Raw genomic sequence first — 19,457 nt, 5'->3', positions numbered from 1 at the left:
CAGTAAGTTGCATAGATGTGGCCCGGCATTTGCGGGGCCCCCAGATACCAACAGCGAACTTCGAGGTGCGCACCTTGGCTTTCCAGATGCCGGACCGCGGCGGAGGCCCGACGGGGCCACGGATCAGAGTGGGCCGACCGTCCCGGCGCGTCCGGACCCTGCTCATGACACTGGGCGTACTGGCCGTGCTGGCCATGGCCTTCGTCATGTTCGCGGGGTTCTGGACGGACTGGCTCTGGTATCGATCGGTCAAGTATTCGTCCGTCTTCACGACCACCCTGTGGACCAAGATCGGCCTGTTCTTCGTCTTCGGACTGCTGATGGCCACGGCCGTCGGCGTGAACATCTGGCTGGCCCACCGGCTGAGGCCGCCACTGAGCGCCATGTCGATGGAGCAGCAGAGCCTCGACCGCTACCGGATGGGCGTGGCCCCGTACAAGAAGTGGATTCTTCTCGGGATCACCGCCCTGGTCGGGCTGATCGCGGGCGCCTCCGCGGCGGGACAGTGGCGTACGTGGCTGCTGTGGGTGAACGGAGTGCCCTTCAACCAGAAGGACCCCCAGTTCCACCTGGACATCGCCTTCTACGCCTTCGATCTGCCCTGGTACCGCTTCCTGCTGGGCTTCGGATTCGCTGCCGCGATCCTTTCGGTGATCGCCGCCGCGCTGACCCACTACCTGTACGGCGGGCTGCGCATCACCAGCCCCGGAGCGCGCGCCACGGCCGCGGCCACCGGGCATCTCTCGGTGCTGCTCGGTCTCTTCGTCGCACTGAAGGCGGTCGCGTACTGGCTCGACCGGTACGGCCTCGCGGTGAAGTCCAGTGACTTCAAGGCGACGGACAACTGGACGGGCCTCAGGTACGTCGACGCGAACGCGTATCTGCCCGCCAAGACGATTCTGTTCTGCATCGCCGTCATCTGCGCCCTGCTGTTCTTCGCCACCCTGTGGCGGCGCACCTGGCAGCTGCCGGTCATCGGCTTCGGCCTGATGGTGCTCTCGGCGATCCTGATCGGCGGTCTGTACCCGGCGATCGTCCAGAAGTTCCAGGTCCAGCCGAACGAGCAGGCCAAGGAAGCGCCGTACGTCGACAAGAACATCAAGGCGACGCGCGAGGCCTACGGCATCGACGACGCCAAGGTGACGGACTACTCCGGCAAGGGCGGCACGGAGAACGCGGAGCAGATCCGCAAGGACGCCGACTCGGCGGCCAGTTACCGGCTGATCGACCCGAACGTCGTCTCGCCGGCCTTCCAGCAGCTCCAGCAGGAGCGCAAGTACTACCAGTTCCCCTCCACGCTCGACGTCGACCGGTACACGGACGCCGACGGCAAGGAGCAGGACACCGTCATCGGTCTGCGCGAGCTGAACCTGAACGGCATCCCGAAGAGCAACTGGATCAACGACCACTTCACGTACACCCACGGCTACGGCGCGGTCGCGGCCAGGGGTACGGCGACGGGTTCCGATCCGCCGGGTTCGCCGGACTTCTCCGAGTCGGGGCTGCCGACCACAGGTGACCTCGGCAAGTACGAGCAGCGGATCTACTACGGGGAGAAGACCGAGCAGTACTCCATCGTGGGCGGCCCGCAGAAGGAGCTCGACTACGAGGAGAACGGCGAGAAGACCACCAGCTACAAGGGCAAGAGCGGCGTCAACCTCGCCAACCCGATCAACCGCGCCGCGTACGCGGTGGCGTTCGGCGAGCCGCAGATGTTCTACTCGGGCGCGATCGGCGAGGGTTCCCGGATCCTCTACAACCGCACGCCCAAGGAGCGCGTCGAGGCCGTGGCCCCGTGGCTGACCATCGACGGCGACGCCTATCCGGCGATCGTGGACGGCAAGATCCAGTGGATCGTCGACGCCTACACGACGACCAACGGGTACCCCTACGCCTCCCGTACGACGCTGGGGGACACCACGGCGGACTCGCTGACCGACAACCAGCGGGCGGTGGTGGCGCAGCAGAACCGCGTCAACTACATCCGCAACTCGGTGAAGGCGACCGTCGACGCGTACGACGGCTCGGTCAAGCTCTACCAGTGGGACACCAAGGACCCGGTCCTCAAGACCTGGATGAAGGCGTTCCCCGACACGGTGAAGCCGAAGACCGACATCAGCGAGTCGCTGATGGAGCACCTGCGCTACCCGCAGGACCTCTTCAAGGTCCAGCGCGAGCTGCTCACCCGCTACCACGTCACCGACGCCGCCCAGTTCTACAGCGGCAGTGACGCCTGGCAGGTGCCGGACGACCCGACCAACAAGGACAGCAGTGCGGTCCCGCCGTATTACCTGAGCCTGAAGATGCCGGGGCAGAACGCACAGCAGTTCTCACTGACCACGACCTTCACGCCCAACGGGCGCCCGAACCTCGGGGCGTTCATGGCCGTGGACGCCGACGCGGCCAGTAAGGACTACGGCACGATAAGGCTGTTGAGAGTGACCTCCACGGTGAGAGGTCCACAACAGGTGCAGAGCGAGCTCAACAGCAATGCAGACGTCGCCGAGTTCGTCCGCAACCTCAGAGGCACGGACTCCGACATCGAGTACGGAAACCTGCTGACCGTGCCACTCAACGGCGGGTTCCTGTACATCGAGCCGGTGTACGCACGAGGCGGCACGTCCAACTACCCGCTGCTGAGAAAGGTGGGCGTCGCCTACGGCGACCAGACCGTCTTCAAGGACACCCTCGCCGAAGGGCTGAACACGGTCTTCGGAGTGGACGGCGAGGAAACCACCGAGCCACCACCCAAGGACGGTGAGACCCCGAAGCCACCGACGACGGGCGACACCGACCTGGCGAAGGCCATCGCCGACGCCGAGGACGCCTACACGGCCGGCGAGGAAGCGCTCAAGAAGGGTGACTGGGAGGCGTACGGCAAGGCCCAGGAGGACCTTCAGGACGCGCTCCAGCGCGCCGCCGAGGCCGAGCAGAAGGCCAGCTCGGCCAGTGGCGCCAACAGCGACGCCGACAAGGAAGCAAGCGGTCAACAGGACGGTGACCAGGGCAGTTGAGCAGTCCCACCCCGCGCCGTGGTACGGTTGCAACACAACGGCGCGGGGTGGAGCAGCTCGGTAGCTCGCTGGGCTCATAACCCAGAGGTCGCAGGTTCAAATCCTGTCCCCGCTACTGAAGTAGAAGGACCCGGATCCTCCAAGGATCCGGGTCCTTCTATGTGTGCGGCCGCGCGGGGATCGCGTGCGTGTGCCCATCGCTCATCAGTGCTGCCGCGGTGAAGGCTGCGCCATCCGCCTGGAGTTGAGGAATCTGTGTTTCACTTGTCTCTCTGTGGGCATGTCGACAAAACGCTGAAGTGACCTCACTGGCTGCGGTATACCAGGTGTACCCAGGTTGCAGGTGGTGCGACGATGGACGTTATGGGGGACAAGGCAACTCTGTTGGAGACAGGGCGGTTTGTGCAGCCTTCCGACCGGGACGAGACCGGCGAGGCTGCTGAGGAGGCGCGCCGACGACTCGCCGCGGAGGCGGGCGACGTCGAGGCGATGAGCGTTCTCGGAGCCATGCTGCTCCGCCGCGGTGATCTCGACGGGGCCGAGCCTCAGCTGCGCGCTGCCACGGCGGCCGGTGACCGGGCCGCCGCCAACAACCTGGGTGTCCTCCTGCACCAGCGCGGATACGCCGAGGAGGCGGCCGGCTGGTGGCGGATCGCCGCCGTCGCCGGATCCGCGGCCGCCGCGCACGCGCTGGGCCGCCACCACCGCGAGCGCGGGGACGAGCCCGCCGCCGAGTACTGGCTGCGCCAGTCCGCCGAGCAGGGCCACGCCCTCGGCGCGTACGCGCTCGCCGACCTTCTGGAGCACCGCGGCGACGCCGGTACCGGGGACTGGATGCGGGCTGCCGCCGAGCGGGGCCATCGTGAGGCGGCGTACCGGCTCGCGCGGACGCTGGACCGCAAGGCCGTGCAGGCGGGCGAGGACGAGGGCGACAACGGTGTCGCGGCGACGATCGCCGCACAGGCCGAGCAGTGGTACCGGCAGGCCGCCGCGCGCGGTCACCGGCGGGCCGCGCTGCACCTCGGAGCGATCCTGGAGAGGCGCGGGGAGCTCAAGGAGGCCGGGCGCTGGTATCTGACCTCCGCCAAGGACGGTGAGGCGCGGGCCGCCTGCGCGCTGGGGTTCCTGCTGCGGGACGCGGGCGACACCGAGAGTGCGGCCGTGTGGTGGCTGCGGGCCGCCCAGGACGGCAACGGGAACGCCGCCAACGCGCTGGGCGCGCTGCACGCGGAGCGGGGCGAGACCCAGACCGCCGAGCGGTGGTACCGGGCCGCGATGGACGCCGGCGATGTGAACGGCGCGTACAACCTCGGGCTGCTCTGCGCCGAGCAGGCACGGACCGCGCAGGCCGAGCAGTGGTACCGGCGCGCGGCGTACGCGGGGCACCGTGAGGCCGCGAACGCACTGGCCATTCTGCTGCTGCAGGTCGGTGACGCGTCCGGGGCCGAGCCGTGGTTCTCCAAGGCCGCCGAGGCCGGGAGCGTGGACGCCGCCTTCAACCTCGGGATCCTGCACGCCGGGCGGGGGGCGGACAAGACAGCCCTTCGGTGGTACGAGCGGGCCGCTGCCGCCGGGCACTCCGAGGCCGCGCTGCAGGTGGGGATCGCGTGTCTGCGGGACGGGGACGAGCGGGCTGCCGAGCGGCACCTCCGGTGTGCCGCGGGTGGGGGGAGCGCGGAAGCGGCCTACCGGCTGGCCACCGTGCTCGACGCCCGGCGGCCGCCTGCGCCCGCGCACGAGCTGGGGGAGCCGGCCACCGAGAAGAGCGAGTGCGAGGAGTGGTACGAGCGGGCCGCCTCCCAGGGGCATCGGCGGGCCCAGGTGCGGGTGGGGATGCTGGCCTCCGCGCGCGGGGATGTCGTGGATGCGGCTCGGTGGTACCGGGAGGCCGCGGAGGCGGGGTCCCGGAACGGGGCGTTCAATCTTGGGCTGTTGCTCGCCCGGGAGGGGAGTGAGCCGGAGGCTGCCCTGTGGTGGACTCGGGCCGCTGACGCGGGGCATGGGCGGGCGGCGTTGCGGCTCGCCCTCGTCTACGCGCGTCGTGGGGAGCTGGCGGAGGGGCAGCGGTGGGCCGATCGGGCCGTGTCGCTCGGGCCCGGTGAGGTTTCCGAGCGGGCGGCTCGGTTGCGGGATGCGTTGCGGCAGGAGTTGTCGGCGTGAGGGGGTGGCGGGGGTGAGTTTTCGCCCCGCCGCCCCTACCCGTTCCCGTCCCTTCTGGGGTTGCGCCCCCAGGCCCCCGCTGTCGGCCTGAACGGCCTCGTCCTCAAACGCCGGACGGGCTGAAGAGCAGCCCGCCCGGCGTTTGGCGGGCAGGGATTCGGGGGGCGCGGGAACTGATTTGCACTGGTCGGCGCCGGTGACGTACTGTTCAGACATCGCCGCGGGGTGGAGCAGCTCGGTAGCTCGCTGGGCTCATAACCCAGAGGTCGCAGGTTCAAATCCTGTCCCCGCTACTGAAGACCGAAGGCCCGGAACCAATGGTTCCGGGCCTTCGGTGTGTTCGGGAGCAAGAGGTAGGGGCGCGGGATGTCGAAAGCCCCGGCCTTCTTGTGGCCGGGGCTTCGGGGAGTGCCGAGTCGGGCGGTCAGGCTGCCGCGCAGTTCGGGCACACGCCGCGGTACGTCACCTCGACGCCCGAGACCGCGAAGCCGAAGCGCTCGGAGTCGGGGAGGTCCGCCAGCGGATTGCCGCCCGGGTGGACGTCCTTGATCGCACCGCACTGGGCGCAGACCAGGTGGTGGTGCGGACTGTGCGCGTTCGGGTCGTACCGCTTCGCGCGCTTGTCCGTGGCGACTTCCAGCACCTCGCCGAGCGAGACCAGCTCACCCAGCGTGTTGTAGACGGTCGCCCGGGAGATCTCGGGCAGCTTGGCCACGGCCCTCGCATGGACCTCGTCGGCCGTCAGATGGACGTGATCGCCGTCGAGGACCTCGGCCACGACGCGCCGTTGCGCGGTCATGCGCCAGCCGCGTCCGCGCAGTCGTTCCAACAGGTCGCTCATACCACCAACCCTAACAGCAAGGAGGCCCAGTTTCCGAACAGGTGTGACTTTGGAGCATTCCTTGACTTAGACATTGTCCATTGTAGGATCGAGTTCGGCTTTGGCTGAGGGACAGGAACAGCCAGGATCAGCAAGGAATGACGCAGGAGGCGCACGTGACGCAGGGACCGCTTACGACGGAGGCCGGCGCGCCGGTGGCCGACAACCAGAACAGCGAGACCGCGGGCATCGGCGGCCCTGTTCTCGTCCAGGACCAGCTCCTCCTGGAGAAGCTCGCCCACTTCAACCGTGAGCGCATCCCGGAGCGTGTGGTGCACGCCCGTGGCGCAGGCGCCTACGGCACCTTCACGGTCACCGCCGATGTCAGCCGGTACACGCGCGCCCACTTCCTCTCCGAGGTCGGCAGGCAGACCGAGACCTTCCTGCGCTTCTCCACCGTCGCGGGCAACCTCGGCTCGGCCGACGCCGTCCGTGACCCGCGCGGCTGGGCGCTGAAGTTCTACACCGAAGAAGGCAACTACGACCTCGTCGGCAACAACACCCCGGTGTTCTTCATCAAGGACGCCATCAAGTTCCCCGACTTCATCCACACGCAGAAGCGCGACCCGTACACGGGCTCCCAGGAGGCCGACAACGTCTGGGACTTCTGGGGGCTCAGCCCGGAGAGCACCCACCAGGTGACCTGGCTCTTCGGCGACCGCGGCATCCCCGCCTCGTACCGCCACATGAACGGGTACGGCTCGCACACCTACCAGTGGAACAACGAGGCCGGCGAGGTCTTCTGGGTCAAGTACCACTTCAAGACCGACCAGGGCATCAAGAACCTGACGACCGAGGAGGCCGTGAACGTCTCCGGTCTCGACCCCGACTCGCACCAGCGCGATCTGCGCGAGTCGATCGAGCGCGGCGACTTCCCGACCTGGACCGTGCAGGTGCAGATCATGCCGGCGGCCGACGCGGCGACGTACCGCTTCAATCCGTTCGACCTCACCAAGGTGTGGCCGCACGAGGACTACCCGCCGATCGAGGTCGGCAGGCTGGAGCTCAACCGCAACCCGGAGAACGTCTTCGCCGAGGTCGAGCAGTCCGTCTTCAGCCCCGCGCACTTCGTGCCGGGCATCGGACCCTCGCCCGACAAGATGCTCCAGGGCCGCCTGTTCGCGTACGGCGACGCCCACCGCTACCGCGTCGGCGTCAACGCCGACCACCTGCCGGTGAACCGTCCGCACGCCACCGAGGCGCGTACGCACTCCCGTGACGGCCTTCTGTACGACGGCCGCCACAAGGGTGCCAGGAACTACGAGCCGAACAGCTTCGGCGGCCCGTTCCAGACGGACCGGCCGCTCTGGCAGGCGACCGCGAACTTCACGGCCGGCACCGGCAGTCATGAGGCCCCGGTCCACTCCGAGGACGACGACTTCGTGCAGGCGGGCAACCTCTACCGCCTGATGTCCGAGGACGAGAAGGGCCGTCTGATCGACAACCTCGCCGGCTTCATCGCCAAGGTCTCGCGCGACGACATCGCCGAGCGCGCGATCGACAACTTCCGTCAGGCCGACGGAGACTTCGGCAAGCGGCTGGAAGCCGCGGTCCAGGCCCTGCGCGGCTGACGCCAGCACTGGAACGCTTGTCGTCGAAGAGCGGGCCGGATCTCCCGTACCGGAGATCCGGCCCGTTCGCCTTCTCCTGAGTTGCTGTGTGCCCGGGGCCGGCAGCCGCCCGGCGGGTCCTTACGTGCTCAGGCCGGGGCGTGCTGTCGCAGCGGTGCCCAGCAGCGGATGATGTCGCGGACCGAGACGATGCCGACCGGCTCGCCGTGGTCGAGGACGACGAGGTGGCGGAAGCCGCCGTGGGTCATGGCCAGCGACGCCTCCTCCAGCGTCCAGGTCGGGGCGGCGAAGACGACGTCGGTGGTCGTGTGGGCGTGGGCCCGCTCGGTGTCCGGGCTCTGGCCCAGGCCTACGGAGTTGAGGATGTCGCGCTCGGTGAGGATGCCGAGCCCGCCTTCGTCGGGGTCGAGGACCACGGCCGCGCCCACGCGGCGTGCGGACATCAGCGCGGCGGCCTGCCGGAGGGTGTGAGCGGGTCCGATGGTGAGGACCACCGTGCTCATGGCGTCGCGGACGAGCATGGACGGAGCCACCTCCTACGAATCCGTTAGTTAACGGATTCACAAGTTCACAAGTGGGGGGACTCTCAGAGTCGCAGTTGAAGAGACGGTCAACAAGAGGGCGCGTGCAGACGATATTTGGGGCGCTTTCCCGCCCGTCAGTGCCTCAACTGCCCCCGGGCGCCTCAGTAGCGCTGGTTCAGATAACCCAACAGCTCGTCGTGGAGGATGCCGTTCGACGCGGCCGCGTTGCCGCTGTGCGGGCCCGGGCGGCCGTCGAGGCCCGTGAAGGAGCCGCCCGCCTCGGTCACGATGATCGCGGTCGCCGCCATGTCCCACAGCGACAGTTCGGGCTCCGCGCAGATGTCGACCGCGCCCTCGGCGACCATCATGTACGGCCAGAAGTCGCCGTACGCGCGCGTGCGCCACACCTCGCGGGTCAGGTCGAGGAAGCCGTCGAGCAGGCTGCGCTCCTCCCAGCCCGCCAGGGAGGAGTACGCGAAGGACGCGTCCTTCATGCGCGAGACCTGCGAGACCTTGAGCCGGGACGCCGACGACAGGCTGCGGCCGGTGAACGCGCCGTGGCTCTTCGCCGCCCACCAGCGGCGGCTCAGCGCGGGCGCGGAGACCACGCCGACGACCGGCTGGTAGCCGCCCTCGACCGCCTCCATCAGCGCGATGAGCGTGGCCCAGACGGGTACGCCGCGTACGTAGTTCTTGGTGCCGTCGATCGGGTCGATCACCCAGCGGCGGGGGCCCGTGCCCTCGACGCCGTACTCCTCGCCGAGGATCGCGTCCCGCGGCCGTGCCCGTTGGAGGTGGCCGCGGATCAGCTCCTCGGCGGCCTTGTCGGCCTCGCTCACCGGGGTCATGTCCGGCTTGGTCTCGACCTTGAGGTCGAGCGCCTTGAACCGGTCCATCGTCGCGGCGTCGGCGGCGTCCGCCAGGACATGGGCGAGGCGCAGGTCATCGCGATAGTCGGGCATGAGCGAACCGTATCTTCCGGGTCGCTCCGCGGGGAACGGGGGGAGACCGGGGGTTGTGTTACAGGTGCGGGTCGGACGCGGCCGGTCGCGCCCCGCGGCGAGCCGCGGGCCGGCACAGCCGCACGCCTCTTCGGGGCACTTGGCGCCCCCTGGTCATGCCGCGAACCCTTGACAGTGCCTCCGTGCGCGTCAACTCTGAAGCGCAGAGCCGATCGCCCCCGGGAGGCGACGATGCCTGCAGCGCGGGAATCCCTGCTGGACGCCGCCCACACGGCGCTCGGACGCCGTCCGTGGTCCGCCGTGCGGATGGTCGACGTGGCCGCCGCGGCCGGGGTTTCCCGGCAGACCCTCTACAACGAGTTCGGGAGCAAGGAAGGGCTTGCGCGTGCGCTCGTACGGCGGGAGGCCGACGCGTATCTCGCGGGGGTCGAGCGGGCTCTGGTGAGCCGTTCGGAGCCTCGGGAGCGGTTGGCCGCTGCGGCGGAGTGGACGGTGTCGGCGGCCCGGGGCAACGCGCTGGTGCGGGCGATGCTCACGGGGTGCTGGGCGGAGCGGCTGCCCTCGCCCACCCTGTCCGCGGTGCCGTCCTCGTCGGCCGTGCCCGCTCAGCGCAGGGCCGACGGGCCGTTGCCGTCGCCGGGGGACTTCGTGGGGCTGGTGCGGGACCGGGCCGTCGCGTCGCTGGCCGTGCAGGGTGCGTCGAAGTCCGAGGCCGCGGAGCTGGCCCGGGCCTGTGAACTCGTGGTGCGGCTGGGGGTGTCGTGCGTGCTGGCCCCCGCCGGGGAGGGCGGCACGGCCGGGATGGTCCGGGACGCTCTGACGACTGTGCGGTCCGTGAGTTGAGCGCGACCGCGGGCGGGCACGGACCGGTGACCTGTGGTCCTGACGGGACGGTCCGGGCGGGAGCAGTCCTATGGGGAGCAGTCCTAGTGGGACGAGCCCGACAGCTGCAGGCCGATGACTCCTATGATCACCAGGGAGATCGAGATGATCTTCAGGACGGAGACCAGGTCGTCGAGGAAGATCATGCCGTAGATGGCGGTGCCGGCGGCGCCGATGCCGGTCCAGACCGCGTACGCGGGGCCCACGTCGAGCTTCTTGAGGGACAGCGTGAGCAGGCCGAAGCTGCCCAGGGCGAAGATACAGAAGGCCACCGTGGGCCAGAGTCTCGTGAAGCCGTGGGAGAGCTTGAGGCAGACGGCGAAACCCGTCTCCAGCAGCCCCGCCACGACAACCAGCAGCCACGCCATGTGATGCCCTCCCACGCTCCGTGACCGCTTCGTCTCGCTTGCATCCCGCTTGGTGCGATTATGCCTTTACCGTCGCGGCGGGGATGCAAACAACACTGAGGTCAAACGGAGATCGGCCGCAGATCAGTCCCCCTCGCGCCGTTCGCGCGTGGAGAGCAGCCGGCGCAGCGAGTAGAGGCGGGCCGGATCCGCGTGACCCTCGGCCACCCACGCGTCCAGCGCGCAGTCCGGTTCGTCGTGGCTGCACGCGCGCGGACAGCCCTCGGTGCCGGGCTCCAGATCCGGGAAGGCCTTGATGACCCGGGACGGGTCCACGTGGTGCAGGCCGAAGGACCGTACGCCCGGCGTGTCGACGACCCAGCCGTCGTTGTCGGGAAGGGGGATCGCGCGCGCCGACGTCGTGGTGTGCCGGCCGCGGCCGGTGACCGCGTTGACCACGCCCGTCGAGCGCCGCCGCTCCCGCGACACGAGCGCGTTGACCAGCGTCGTCTTGCCGACGCCCGAGTGCCCGACGAAGGCCGTGATCTTGCCGTCCAGCTGCTTGTGCACGCGGTCCAGCGCCTCGCCGCTCTCCAGCTCCTGACGGCTCGTCACGACGTACGGGACGCCCAACGCCCCGTACATCTCCAGGAGTTCGTCGGGCGGGGCCAGGTCCGACTTCGTCAGGACCAGCAGGGGGTCCAGGCCGCCGTCATACGCCGCCACCAGGCAGCGGTCGATGAGACGCGGGCGGGGCTCGGGGTCGGCCAGGGCCGTCACGATGGCCAGCTGGTCGGCGTTGGCGACGACCACGCGCTCGTACGGATCGTCGTCGTCGGCCGTGCGGCGCAGCACGGAGGTGCGCGGCTCGATGCGGACGATGCGGGCCAGGGTGTCCTTCTCACCGGACAGGTCGCCGACGATGGCCACCCGGTCGCCGACGACCGCGGCCTTGCGGCCCAGTTCGCGGGCCTTCATCGCCATGACGACCCGGTCGTCCACCAGGCAGGTCAGGCGGCCCCGGTCGACGGTGAGGACCATGCCCTCGACCGCCTCCTCGTGCTTGGGGCGGATGTTCGTACGAGGCCGGTTGCCCTTGCGGTTCGGGCGCTGGCGGATGTCGTCCTCGTCGGTGTGCTTGCCGTAACGGCGCATGATCCCGGTCCGCCCGTCAGTTCCCGAGCATTCCGGTCCACAGATCGGGGAAGTCCGGAAGGGTCTTCGCCGTCGTCGCCACGTTCTCGATCCGTACGTCGTCGACCGCGAGGCCGATGATCGCGCCCGCGGTGGCCATGCGGTGGTCGTCGTAGGTGTGGAACACCCCGCCGTGCAGCGGGCGCGGCCGGATGTGCAGGCCGTCGGCGGTCTCGGTGACGTCGCCGCCCAGTTCGTTGATCTCCTTGGTGAGCGCGGCCAGCCGGTCCGTCTCGTGCAGACGCAGATGGGCCACGCCACGGAGGGTGGAGGGGGAGTCGGCGAGGGCCGCCACCGCCGCGATGCCCGGGGTCAGCTCGCCGACCTCGCCCAGGTCCACGTCGATGCCGTGGATCGAGCCGGATCCGGTGAACTCCAGCCCCCGGTCGGTCAGTTCGCAGGAACCGCCCATCTCGGTGAAGATGTCACGCAGCTTGTCGCCGGGCTGGGTGGTGCGCAGCGGCCAGTCGGGGATGACGACCCTGCCGCCGGTGACCAGGGCGGACGCCAGGAACGGCTGGGCGTTCGACAGGTCCGGCTCGACCGTCAGGTCCCGGCCCAGGAGCGCGCCCGGCGTGACCCGCCAGACGTTCGGCTCGCCGCCCGACTCCGGGGTGTCCACCTGGGCGCCGATCGAGCGCAGCATGTCGACGGTCATCCGGATGTGCGGCATGGAGGGGAGCCTGGAGCCGGTGTGCCGTACTTCCACGCCCTGGTTGAAGCGCGGGCCGGACAGCAGCAGCGCCGACACGAACTGGGACGACGAGGACGCGTCGATCTCCACCGGGCCGCCCTCCAGCGCCCCGGAGCCGTGCACGGTCAGCGGCAGCGCGCCGCGGCTGTCGTCGTCGATACGGGCGCCGAGGGCACGCAGCGCGTCGATCACACCGTGCAGGGGGCGCTCGTACGAACGCGGGTCGCCGTCGAACCGGATGGGGCCGTCGGCGAGGGCGGCGACCGGGGGCAGGAAGCGCATCACCGTGCCGGCGTTGCCGACGTCGACCGTGGCCGGGCCGTGCAGGCCCGAGGGGATGACACGCCAGGCCTCGCCGGAGCCGTCGGGGCCCACGCCCTCCTCGATGCCCACGCCCATCGCCCGCAGGGCGCCGGCCATCAGGAGGGTGTCGCGGGAGCGGAGGGGGCGGCGCAGCCAGCCCGGCTCCGCGGCGAGGGCGGCCAGGACGAGGGCGCGGTTGGTGACCGACTTGGACCCGGGCACGTGGACCGTCGCGTCGACGGCTCCGCTCGCGTGCGGGGCGGGCCAGAGGGCGGTGTGTGCGGCGTTAACGGGCATGCCCTCACTTTAATGGTTTGCCACTTGCGGAGATCTTGATCGAAAGGGGCGAAACCACTCCGTGGGGGTGCGCCTGAGAGCTCGGGGGTTCGTGTGGATGGGCGGCTGCGGGTCGTGTGTGGCTGGTCGCGCAGTTCCCCGCGCCCCTTGCGGGGCGCAGCCCCATCGGGTGCCTCACAGCCCCAGCAGCCACCTGCCCCCGCCCATCAGTGAGCACAGGGACACCGTGTGGAACAGGAACAGCCACAGGCCTGCCGGGACGTGGGTCAGGCGGGAGAGCTGGTCGGCGTCCGAGTCGCCGGCTCCGCCGCGGCTGCGCTTCATCTGGAGTTCGAAGGCCGGGCGGACGCCGCCGAGGAGGAGGAACCAGACCACGGCGTAGGCGAAGGCGGCCTGGACCTGGGGGCCGGCCAGCCAGGAGACCACCACGAACGTGCCGCCGGTGACCAGGACCGTGAGGGCGCCGTACGCGTTGCGGATCATCACCAGCATCGCCACGAGCAGCAGTGTGGCCAGCCACAGCAGGGCCGTGATGTGGCCCGCGGCCAGGAGCGCGGCGCCGCCGAGGCCGAGCAGCGGGGGAGCGGTGTAGCCCGAGGCCGCCGTGAGGATCATGCCGAGACCGGTCGGCTTGCCCCGGCTGACGGTGAGGCCGCTGGTGTCCGAGTGCAGCCGGATACCGCTGAGGCTGCGACCGGTGAGAAGGGCGACGAGACCGTGGCCGCCCTCGTGGGCGATGGTGATGGCGTTGCGCGAGAGCCGCCAGACGTTGTGCGGGACGATCACGGCGAGCGCCGCGACCAACGTGGCTATGACCACCCAGGTGTCCGGGTCGGGCTGGCTCCCGAAGACCTCGTCCCAGAGGGTGGCCAGCGAGGTGGCGGCGATGCTGTCCATTGTGGGTGAGGGCTCCTCTGGCTGGCTCGGAATCTGGCAGTGTTGCACGTATGTGCGGACGGTATGCAGCGAGTCGTAGGCCCGAGGATCTCGCAGGAATCTTTGAGATCGAGAAGTGGGAGCCGGAGGAGGCTCTGGCCCCCGACTACAACGTGGCTCCCACCAAAGAGGTCTACGCGATCCTGGACCGTCCCCTTAAGGACGCGGAGGACCCCAAGCCGGTTCGGCAGTTGCGCACGCTCAAGTGGGGCCTCGTCCCGTCCTGGTCGAAGACCCCCGAGGGCGGCGCCCGGATGATCAACGCCCGGGCCGAGACCGTCCACGAGAAGCCCTCGTACCGGCGGGCCTTCGCCACCCGGCGCTGCATCATCCCCGCCGACGGCTATTACGAGTGGGTGACCGGTTCCGGCGAGCGCGAACTGGAGGTCGAGGGCAAGAAGAAGCGGCCGCGCAAGCAGCCGTACTTCGTGCTCCCCGCCGACGGGTCCGTCTTCGCGATGGCCGGGCTCTACGAGTTCTGGCGGGACAAGACGCTGCCCGACGACCATCCGCGGGCCTGGTGGGTGACGTGCTCCGTCATCACCACCGAGGCGGAGACCGCGGCGCTGGCGGCCGGCCCGGAGGACGGGCCGCGCGCGCTGGCCGACATCCACCCGCGCATGCCGCTCATGCTCACCCCGGACCGCTGGGACTCCTGGCTCGACCCGTCCCGTACGGACGTCGAGGACCTGCGCTCCCTGCTCGCGCCGCCGCCGGAGGGGCTGATGCGGGCGTACCCCGTCTCCACGGCGGTGAGCAACGTCCGCAACAACGGGCCGGAGCTGCTGAAGGAGCTGGAGGGGCCCGAAGAGGGCACACTCTTCTGACGTGACGGATCATGTGACGGAGATCATCGAGACCATCGACACCGACGCGGGTACGGCCCGCGTCACCTGGCACCGGGCGAGCAGGGCGCGGCTGGTGCTGGCCGTCAGCCACGGCGCCGGCGGTGGGATCGAGGCGCGGGACCTCCGGGCGCTCGCCGCCGGGCTGCCCGCGCACGGCGTGAGCGTGGCCCTCGTCGAGCAGCCCTGGCGGGTGGCGGGCAGGAAGCTGGCGCCCGCGCCGAAGACGCTGGACGTGGGATGGCGGGGCATCTGGCCCGTCCTGGCGAAGCCCGGGCTGCCCGTGATCGCGGGCGGTCGCAGCGCCGGAGCCCGCGTCGCCTGCCGCACGGCCACCGAACTCGGCGCCCACGCCGTACTCGCGCTCAGCTTCCCCCTCCACCCGCCGGGCAGGCCGGAGAAGTCCCGCGCCGGCGAACTGCTCGGAGCCGGAGTGCCCACGCTGGTCGTCCAGGGCGGCAACGACCCGTTCGGCAGACCGGAGGAGTTCCCGGAGGGCGCGTACGAACTCGTCGAGGTGCCGTACGGCGATCATGGCTTCGCGGTGCCGAAGCGCGCCCCGGTCGACCAGGACCAGGTCCTGAAGGTCATCACCGATGGCGTACTGAAGTGGACCTCATCACTCGGGTGACCCCCGGGAATGCTGAGCCCCGGGCCACTGTTGTGCGGATCAGACAGCACGGCATGTGCTGTGAGAAGTCGCATGAGAGGAAGTCCGCCGCATGGGTTCGACCATCTGCCCGAGCCGTAGCAGCAGCGCTGACCTGGAGTGGTCGGTTCTGCATGCGGCAAAGACCACCCCTATTCGGGCGGCGGCCGGGCCGGATCGTCGTCTATCCTCCGATTCTGGTGGGTCCGGTTTCGGGCCTGCCCAGACTCTGGAGGAGGTGGGTCCGGTCACAGGGACCGACGCAGGGACCGAAAACGGCCAGGCGGAGCAGCCCGAGGGCCCGGGCAGCGGCGAGTCGGCCGCCGAGCGCAGTGCGCGCTTCGAGCGGGACGCGCTGGAGTTCCTCGACCAGATGTACTCGGCCGCGCTGCGCATGACGCGGAACCCGGCCGACGCCGAGGACCTGGTGCAGGAGACGTACGCGAAGGCGTACGCGTCCTTCCACCAGTTCCGTGAGGGCACCAACCTCAAGGCGTGGCTGTACAGGATCCTCACCAACACCTTCATCAACTCGTACCGCAAGAAGCAGCGCGAGCCCCAGCGGTCCGCCGCCGAGGAGATCGAGGACTGGCAGCTGGCGCGTGCCGAGTCGCACATGTCGACCGGTCTGCGCTCCGCCGAGTCGCAGGCGCTCGACCACCTGCCCGACTCGGACGTCAAGTCCGCGCTGCAGGCGATCCCCGAGGAATTCCGCATCGCCGTCTATCTCGCTGACGTAGAGGGCTTTGCGTACAAGGAGATCGCGGACATCATGGGGACACCCATCGGTACGGTGATGTCCCGGCTGCACCGGGGTCGCCGCCAGCTGCGCGGCATGCTCGAGGACTACGCGAAGGACCGTGGCCTGGTCCCGGCGGGCGCCGGGGAGTCGGACGGAACGAAAGGCTCGGGCTCATGAGCTGCGGAGAGCCGCACGAGACGGACTGCAGTGAAGTACTCGATCATCTCTACGAGTTCCTCGACCGGGAGATGCCCGATGCCGACTGCACCAAGTTCGAGGTGCACTTCGAGGAGTGCTCCCCGTGCCTGGAGAAGTACGGCCTCGAGCAGGCCGTGAAGAAGCTGGTCAAGCGGTGCTGCGGCCATGACGACGTGCCGACCGACCTGCGGGCCAAGGTCATGGGCCGTATCGAGCTGATCCGCTCCGGCGAGACCGTGCCCGAGCACGACGTCACCGCCGCCGACATCCGCGGCGCGGCCACCGAGGGCTGACACCGCCTCGGTCGCTGTCTCTGTCTCCGCACTGCCGGTCCTGAACCGGCCCCGGTCGCCACGCTGCCTGCGGCCGGACCGGGCTGACCGGTCCGGCCGCAGGCAGCGGCGTTGGACGTCCGGGGCCTTTTTCAGATCTCCAGGCCGTTCTCGATCCGCTTCAGGCTGTGCCGGGCCAGTGCCAGGTTGCTGCGGGCGCGGTCGAGCGCGAGGTAGAGGAACAGCGTGCCGCTGCTGCTGCCGAGCGGGCGGATCAGGTGGTACTGCTTGCCCAGCGTGATCAGGATGTCCTCGATGGTGTCGTCCATGGCCAGCGACGCCAGCGTGCGCATCTTCGAGCGCACCACCTCGGTGTTGCCCGCCGCGGCGAGTTCCAGGTCGAGCGACGGCCCGCCGCCGAGCGTGCCGAGCGACATTCCGCTTTCGTAGTCGACGAGGGCGATGCCGATGGCCCCGTCCACGCTCATGGCTTCCTTGAGTGCGGTCTCGATGTTCACGTTGCCCCAATTCCTCAGTGACGCTGACGGTCGTTGCTCGTACAACTACGATCGAACACAAGTGGCTTGTGCGTCACAAAACATCAAATTTGTTACCTGTTGCGGTAGTTGATGTTCAAAGTACTGTGCGACGTTCGGACGTGAAGGGGGAAACGGGGAAATGACGACGGCCGTTGATGCCTCCCTGGCCCGGCTCCTCGACTCCCCCGGGGTCACCGGTGTCGCCCTGGTCGACGCGGTCACGGGCCTCACCTACGGGGTGGCCGGGGACTCCGAGGAGGCCGCGGGCGGCGCGGAGTGTGCCGAACTCGCCGCGCTCATCGTCGAACGGCTCGGACAGGCGGGCGCCGAGGGGGAGTTGGAGAGCGTGATCACGACCAGCGCGCGGCGCCATCAGGTGCTGCTCGCGGTGACACGGCCGGCCGGCGACCCCCTGCTGCTGGCGGCGGGCATGGACCGGGAGCGGGCCAACCTGGCGCTCGCCACGCGGAGTCTGGGCGACCGTGTCGCAGAGGTGCTCGCATGACGGGAGCCCCGGCGCGCAATCTGCCCGCGCTTCTGCAGGGGCTGCACGAGGAGGGCTTCACCGGCACGGTGCGGGTCTCCGGCGCCCCGGGCGGAACGATCCATCTGAGGGACGGTCTGATCGGCGCGGTCGAGACACCGGGCGCACCGACCGCCACGTCGGTCCTGCTCACACCGGGCCGCATCGACGACGAGGCCTGGCTGGCCGCGTGTGCTGCGGAACGTGATGTGGACCGGCTGGGCGGGCAGTTGGTGGCCGCCGGCCTGATCGGCGCCGCCGAACTCGAGATCGTGTGCACCGCGGCCGTGTTCGACGCGGCCTTCGCCATGGCGCTCGGCCCGCCCGGCAGTTGGACGCTGAGCGACCCGGAGCCCACTCTCCTCGCCACGCCGGGTGTGGAACCGCGGCGGCTGACCGAGGAGACCACGCGGCGGATGGTGCAGTTGTCCGGTCCGTGGGGGGCACCGGGAGAACTCGCGCGGGTGCGGCCCACACCGGTTCCGGGCCCCGGGCCGGGCCGCTGGCTGCCGCACCGCCATCAGTCCGTGCTGAACACCGTCAACGGGCGGCGCACGGCCCGGGACATCGCCTTCACGCTCGGGCGCGGGCTGTACGCGGTCATGCTCGACCTGACCCGCCTGGAGGGGCTGGAACTCGTCCGGTGGGACGCGGGCAGGGAACCCGGCGTCAGGCCGAGCACCGCGCCGCGCGTACTGCCCGAACGGCGCTCCGCGACACCGCAGCCGTCGAGGTCGGGCGCCGGGTCCGGGTCCGGGCTCGGGCTCGGGTCACAGTCCAAGGCCGAACCACTGCCGAGGCGCAGGCCCGGCGGTGCGTCGAGGGTGGGTGAAGGCCCGGCACGGGAGGGCCCGGCGGGCGAACGGCCCGCGGAGGGAAGCAACGCTTTTGCCGCAGGGAAGGACGGGGGGACGGGGGGGTAGTGAGTTCACGCAGACGTCGGGCAGCGATGCGCCGACGGAGCACGGAGGCCGAAGCGAGGCGGGCCGCGAAACGGCGGACACGAGGACCGGACGCGGACGCCCCACAGGCGCGGCTCGGGCGCTCCGCCGAATCAGGCACTTCACCGCAGGCGGCGCAGGTCCCACAAGCGCCGCCGGCGCAACAGGTCCCACAGGAACATCAGGCAGCACCGCCGTCCCGGCCGGTACCGCCGGCCGGCAGACCGCCGCTGCCCGTGCGGGGCGCGGCCGCGTCGTCCGGGGACGACCCGGACGCCACCGGTGAATCTCCGGGGGCGCAGCCGTTCGTCCTCCCCATGCTCTCGCCGGAGGACCTGGCCGCCGACCAACCCTCCGTCGACATGCTGCGCCGTGTCCGCCGGGGCCTGACGGGACTGCCGGAATCCGACTGACCCCCTTGGAAACGTGCCAGTTGGACCGTACCAGGATTGCATATGCCTTTAGCAAGGAGCTCGTCATGAGTGAACAGCCGCCGCCCAGTCCCCTGACGGAGATCCTGACCTCGCTGCGCGATCGGGTGATGGGGATATCCCAGAGCGTTCTGTCCACGGCGGACGGCCTCCTCGTCGTCCACGACTCGGACTCCGTCCATCCCGAGTCCGTGGCCGCGCTGGCCGCCGCGACGCTCGGCGTGGGGCGGCGGATGGCGGACCAGGCAGGCGTCGGCGCGCTCCGCGAGGTGGTGGCGAGGTGCGGCTCCGGGCACGTCATCGTGATGGCGGTCGGCGACCGGGCACTGCTGACCGTCATGGGCGACGACGGCCTCGACATCCCCGCGTTCCAGCGCGAGTCACCGGCGACGGTGGAGCAGCTGACCCGGGCGCTCGCGGCCGACGTGGCGCACTGACGGCTTCGATGAGGCTCTGACGGCGCTCTGACGACGCAGCACCCCGTGCGTACCCGGCTCACTCGAACGGGCGAATCTGCCTCCTGGGCCCGGCGAATCGTTCCATGCCTCCCCCG

Annotated in this window: 20 protein-coding genes and 2 tRNA genes; 14 read left to right on the top strand and 8 right to left on the bottom strand. The window is 70.1% G+C overall.

The window, feature by feature from the left end; genetic code table 11:
* Positions 1–86: 86 nt before the first annotated feature.
* The 4 genes from OG718_RS20485 to OG718_RS20470 all read left to right on the top strand — a co-directional run bounded on the left by OG718_RS20485 (position 87) and on the right by OG718_RS20470 (position 5,467).
* A complete protein-coding gene (locus OG718_RS20485) occupies positions 87–3,014 on the top strand; it encodes a UPF0182 family membrane protein (RefSeq protein ID WP_143636874.1) in 2,928 nt (975 codons plus the stop codon).
* A 41-nt stretch (positions 3,015–3,055) separates the two neighbouring features.
* Positions 3,056–3,129 (top strand) — tRNA-Met (locus tag OG718_RS20480).
* Between the two features lie 239 nt (positions 3,130–3,368).
* Positions 3,369–5,174: a tetratricopeptide repeat protein gene (locus OG718_RS20475; RefSeq protein ID WP_143636463.1), complete on the top strand. Its 1,806-nt coding sequence runs from the start codon at positions 3,369–3,371 to the stop codon at positions 5,172–5,174.
* A 219-nt stretch (positions 5,175–5,393) separates the two neighbouring features.
* Positions 5,394–5,467, top strand: a tRNA-Met gene (locus OG718_RS20470).
* Positions 5,468–5,598: 131 nt separating this feature from the next.
* On the opposite strand, the gene OG718_RS20465 is transcribed toward OG718_RS20470, so the two are convergent.
* Positions 5,599–6,015 carry a Fur family transcriptional regulator gene (locus OG718_RS20465; protein ID WP_143636461.1) on the bottom strand — a complete coding sequence of 139 codons (417 nt, stop codon included), beginning with the start codon at positions 6,013–6,015 and terminating at the stop codon, positions 5,599–5,601.
* A gap of 137 nt (positions 6,016–6,152) precedes the next feature.
* Here OG718_RS20465 and OG718_RS20460 point away from each other — a divergent pair, with 137 nt between their 5' ends.
* Positions 6,153–7,625 (top strand): catalase, encoded by a 1,473-nt coding sequence (locus OG718_RS20460; protein ID WP_328844760.1) that lies wholly within the window; start codon positions 6,153–6,155, stop codon positions 7,623–7,625.
* A 128-nt stretch (positions 7,626–7,753) separates the two neighbouring features.
* Here OG718_RS20460 and OG718_RS20455 read toward each other — a convergent pair whose 3' ends face one another.
* Positions 7,754–8,146, bottom strand: coding sequence for a CBS domain-containing protein (locus tag OG718_RS20455; protein ID WP_143636457.1), 393 nt, complete (start codon positions 8,144–8,146; stop codon positions 7,754–7,756).
* A 164-nt stretch (positions 8,147–8,310) separates the two neighbouring features.
* Positions 8,311–9,111, bottom strand: coding sequence for a histidinol-phosphatase (gene hisN, locus OG718_RS20450; RefSeq protein WP_143636426.1), 801 nt, complete (start codon positions 9,109–9,111; stop codon positions 8,311–8,313).
* Between the two features lie 231 nt (positions 9,112–9,342).
* Here hisN and OG718_RS20445 point away from each other — a divergent pair, with 231 nt between their 5' ends.
* Positions 9,343–9,954: a TetR/AcrR family transcriptional regulator gene (locus tag OG718_RS20445; protein WP_143636424.1), complete on the top strand. Its 612-nt coding sequence runs from the start codon at positions 9,343–9,345 to the stop codon at positions 9,952–9,954.
* Positions 9,955–10,037: 83 nt separating this feature from the next.
* On the opposite strand, the gene OG718_RS20440 is transcribed toward OG718_RS20445, so the two are convergent.
* From OG718_RS20440 to OG718_RS20425, 4 genes are all read right to left on the bottom strand, one after another.
* Positions 10,038–10,361, bottom strand: a complete 324-nt coding sequence (locus OG718_RS20440) for a DMT family transporter (RefSeq protein WP_306938088.1) — start codon at positions 10,359–10,361, stop codon at positions 10,038–10,040.
* Positions 10,362–10,484: 123 nt separating this feature from the next.
* Positions 10,485–11,495: a ribosome small subunit-dependent GTPase A gene (rsgA, locus tag OG718_RS20435; RefSeq protein WP_143636420.1), complete on the bottom strand. Its 1,011-nt coding sequence runs from the start codon at positions 11,493–11,495 to the stop codon at positions 10,485–10,487.
* A gap of 16 nt (positions 11,496–11,511) precedes the next feature.
* Positions 11,512–12,828, bottom strand: a complete 1,317-nt coding sequence (gene aroA / locus OG718_RS20430) for a 3-phosphoshikimate 1-carboxyvinyltransferase (RefSeq protein WP_143636418.1) — start codon at positions 12,826–12,828, stop codon at positions 11,512–11,514.
* A gap of 174 nt (positions 12,829–13,002) precedes the next feature.
* Positions 13,003–13,725, bottom strand: coding sequence for a M50 family metallopeptidase (locus OG718_RS20425; RefSeq protein WP_143636417.1), 723 nt, complete (start codon positions 13,723–13,725; stop codon positions 13,003–13,005).
* A 50-nt stretch (positions 13,726–13,775) separates the two neighbouring features.
* On the opposite strand from OG718_RS20425, the gene OG718_RS20420 reads away from it, so the two are divergent.
* The 4 genes from OG718_RS20420 (at position 13,776) to rsrA (ending at position 16,491) form a co-directional block, all read left to right on the top strand.
* Positions 13,776–14,591 carry an SOS response-associated peptidase gene (locus OG718_RS20420; RefSeq protein ID WP_328844759.1) on the top strand — a complete coding sequence of 272 codons (816 nt, stop codon included), beginning with the start codon at positions 13,776–13,778 and terminating at the stop codon, positions 14,589–14,591.
* A 1-nt stretch (position 14,592) separates the two neighbouring features.
* A complete protein-coding gene (locus tag OG718_RS20415) occupies positions 14,593–15,240 on the top strand; it encodes an alpha/beta hydrolase family protein (protein ID WP_443055130.1) in 648 nt (215 codons plus the stop codon).
* A gap of 256 nt (positions 15,241–15,496) precedes the next feature.
* On the top strand, positions 15,497–16,177 hold the full coding sequence (sigR, locus tag OG718_RS20410) for an RNA polymerase sigma factor SigR (protein ID WP_223064926.1): 681 nt from the start codon (positions 15,497–15,499) through the stop codon (positions 16,175–16,177).
* Positions 16,174–16,491 carry a mycothiol system anti-sigma-R factor gene (gene rsrA / locus OG718_RS20405; protein ID WP_143636411.1) on the top strand — a complete coding sequence of 106 codons (318 nt, stop codon included), beginning with the start codon at positions 16,174–16,176 and terminating at the stop codon, positions 16,489–16,491. The genes sigR and rsrA overlap by 4 nt, the downstream gene beginning before the upstream one ends.
* Before the next feature lie 131 nt (positions 16,492–16,622).
* Here the strand turns inward: rsrA and OG718_RS20400 are convergent, their stop codons facing one another.
* Positions 16,623–16,988, bottom strand: a complete 366-nt coding sequence (locus OG718_RS20400) for a hypothetical protein (protein WP_143636409.1) — start codon at positions 16,986–16,988, stop codon at positions 16,623–16,625.
* Between the two features lie 160 nt (positions 16,989–17,148).
* On the opposite strand from OG718_RS20400, the gene OG718_RS20395 reads away from it, so the two are divergent.
* From OG718_RS20395 to OG718_RS20380, 4 genes are all read left to right on the top strand, one after another.
* Entirely contained in the window at positions 17,149–17,514 is a 366-nt protein-coding gene (locus OG718_RS20395; protein WP_260695075.1) for a hypothetical protein, read from the top strand.
* Positions 17,511–18,455: a DUF4388 domain-containing protein gene (locus OG718_RS20390; RefSeq protein WP_328844758.1), complete on the top strand. Its 945-nt coding sequence runs from the start codon at positions 17,511–17,513 to the stop codon at positions 18,453–18,455. The genes OG718_RS20395 and OG718_RS20390 overlap by 4 nt, the downstream gene beginning before the upstream one ends.
* Before the next feature lie 254 nt (positions 18,456–18,709).
* Positions 18,710–18,886: a hypothetical protein gene (locus tag OG718_RS20385; protein WP_186001139.1), complete on the top strand. Its 177-nt coding sequence runs from the start codon at positions 18,710–18,712 to the stop codon at positions 18,884–18,886.
* A 65-nt stretch (positions 18,887–18,951) separates the two neighbouring features.
* Complete coding sequence (locus tag OG718_RS20380) at positions 18,952–19,341, top strand: roadblock/LC7 domain-containing protein (RefSeq protein WP_143636407.1); 390 nt, start codon at positions 18,952–18,954, stop codon at positions 19,339–19,341.
* Positions 19,342–19,457 lie beyond the last annotated feature (116 nt).

The sequence above is a fragment of the Streptomyces sp. NBC_00258 genome (assembly GCF_036182465.1).
Classification (GTDB): Bacteria; Actinomycetota; Actinomycetes; order Streptomycetales; family Streptomycetaceae; genus Streptomyces.
The sequence above is the reverse complement of the archived record's forward strand: the minus strand, read 5'-3'. Positions and strand labels throughout refer to the sequence as shown.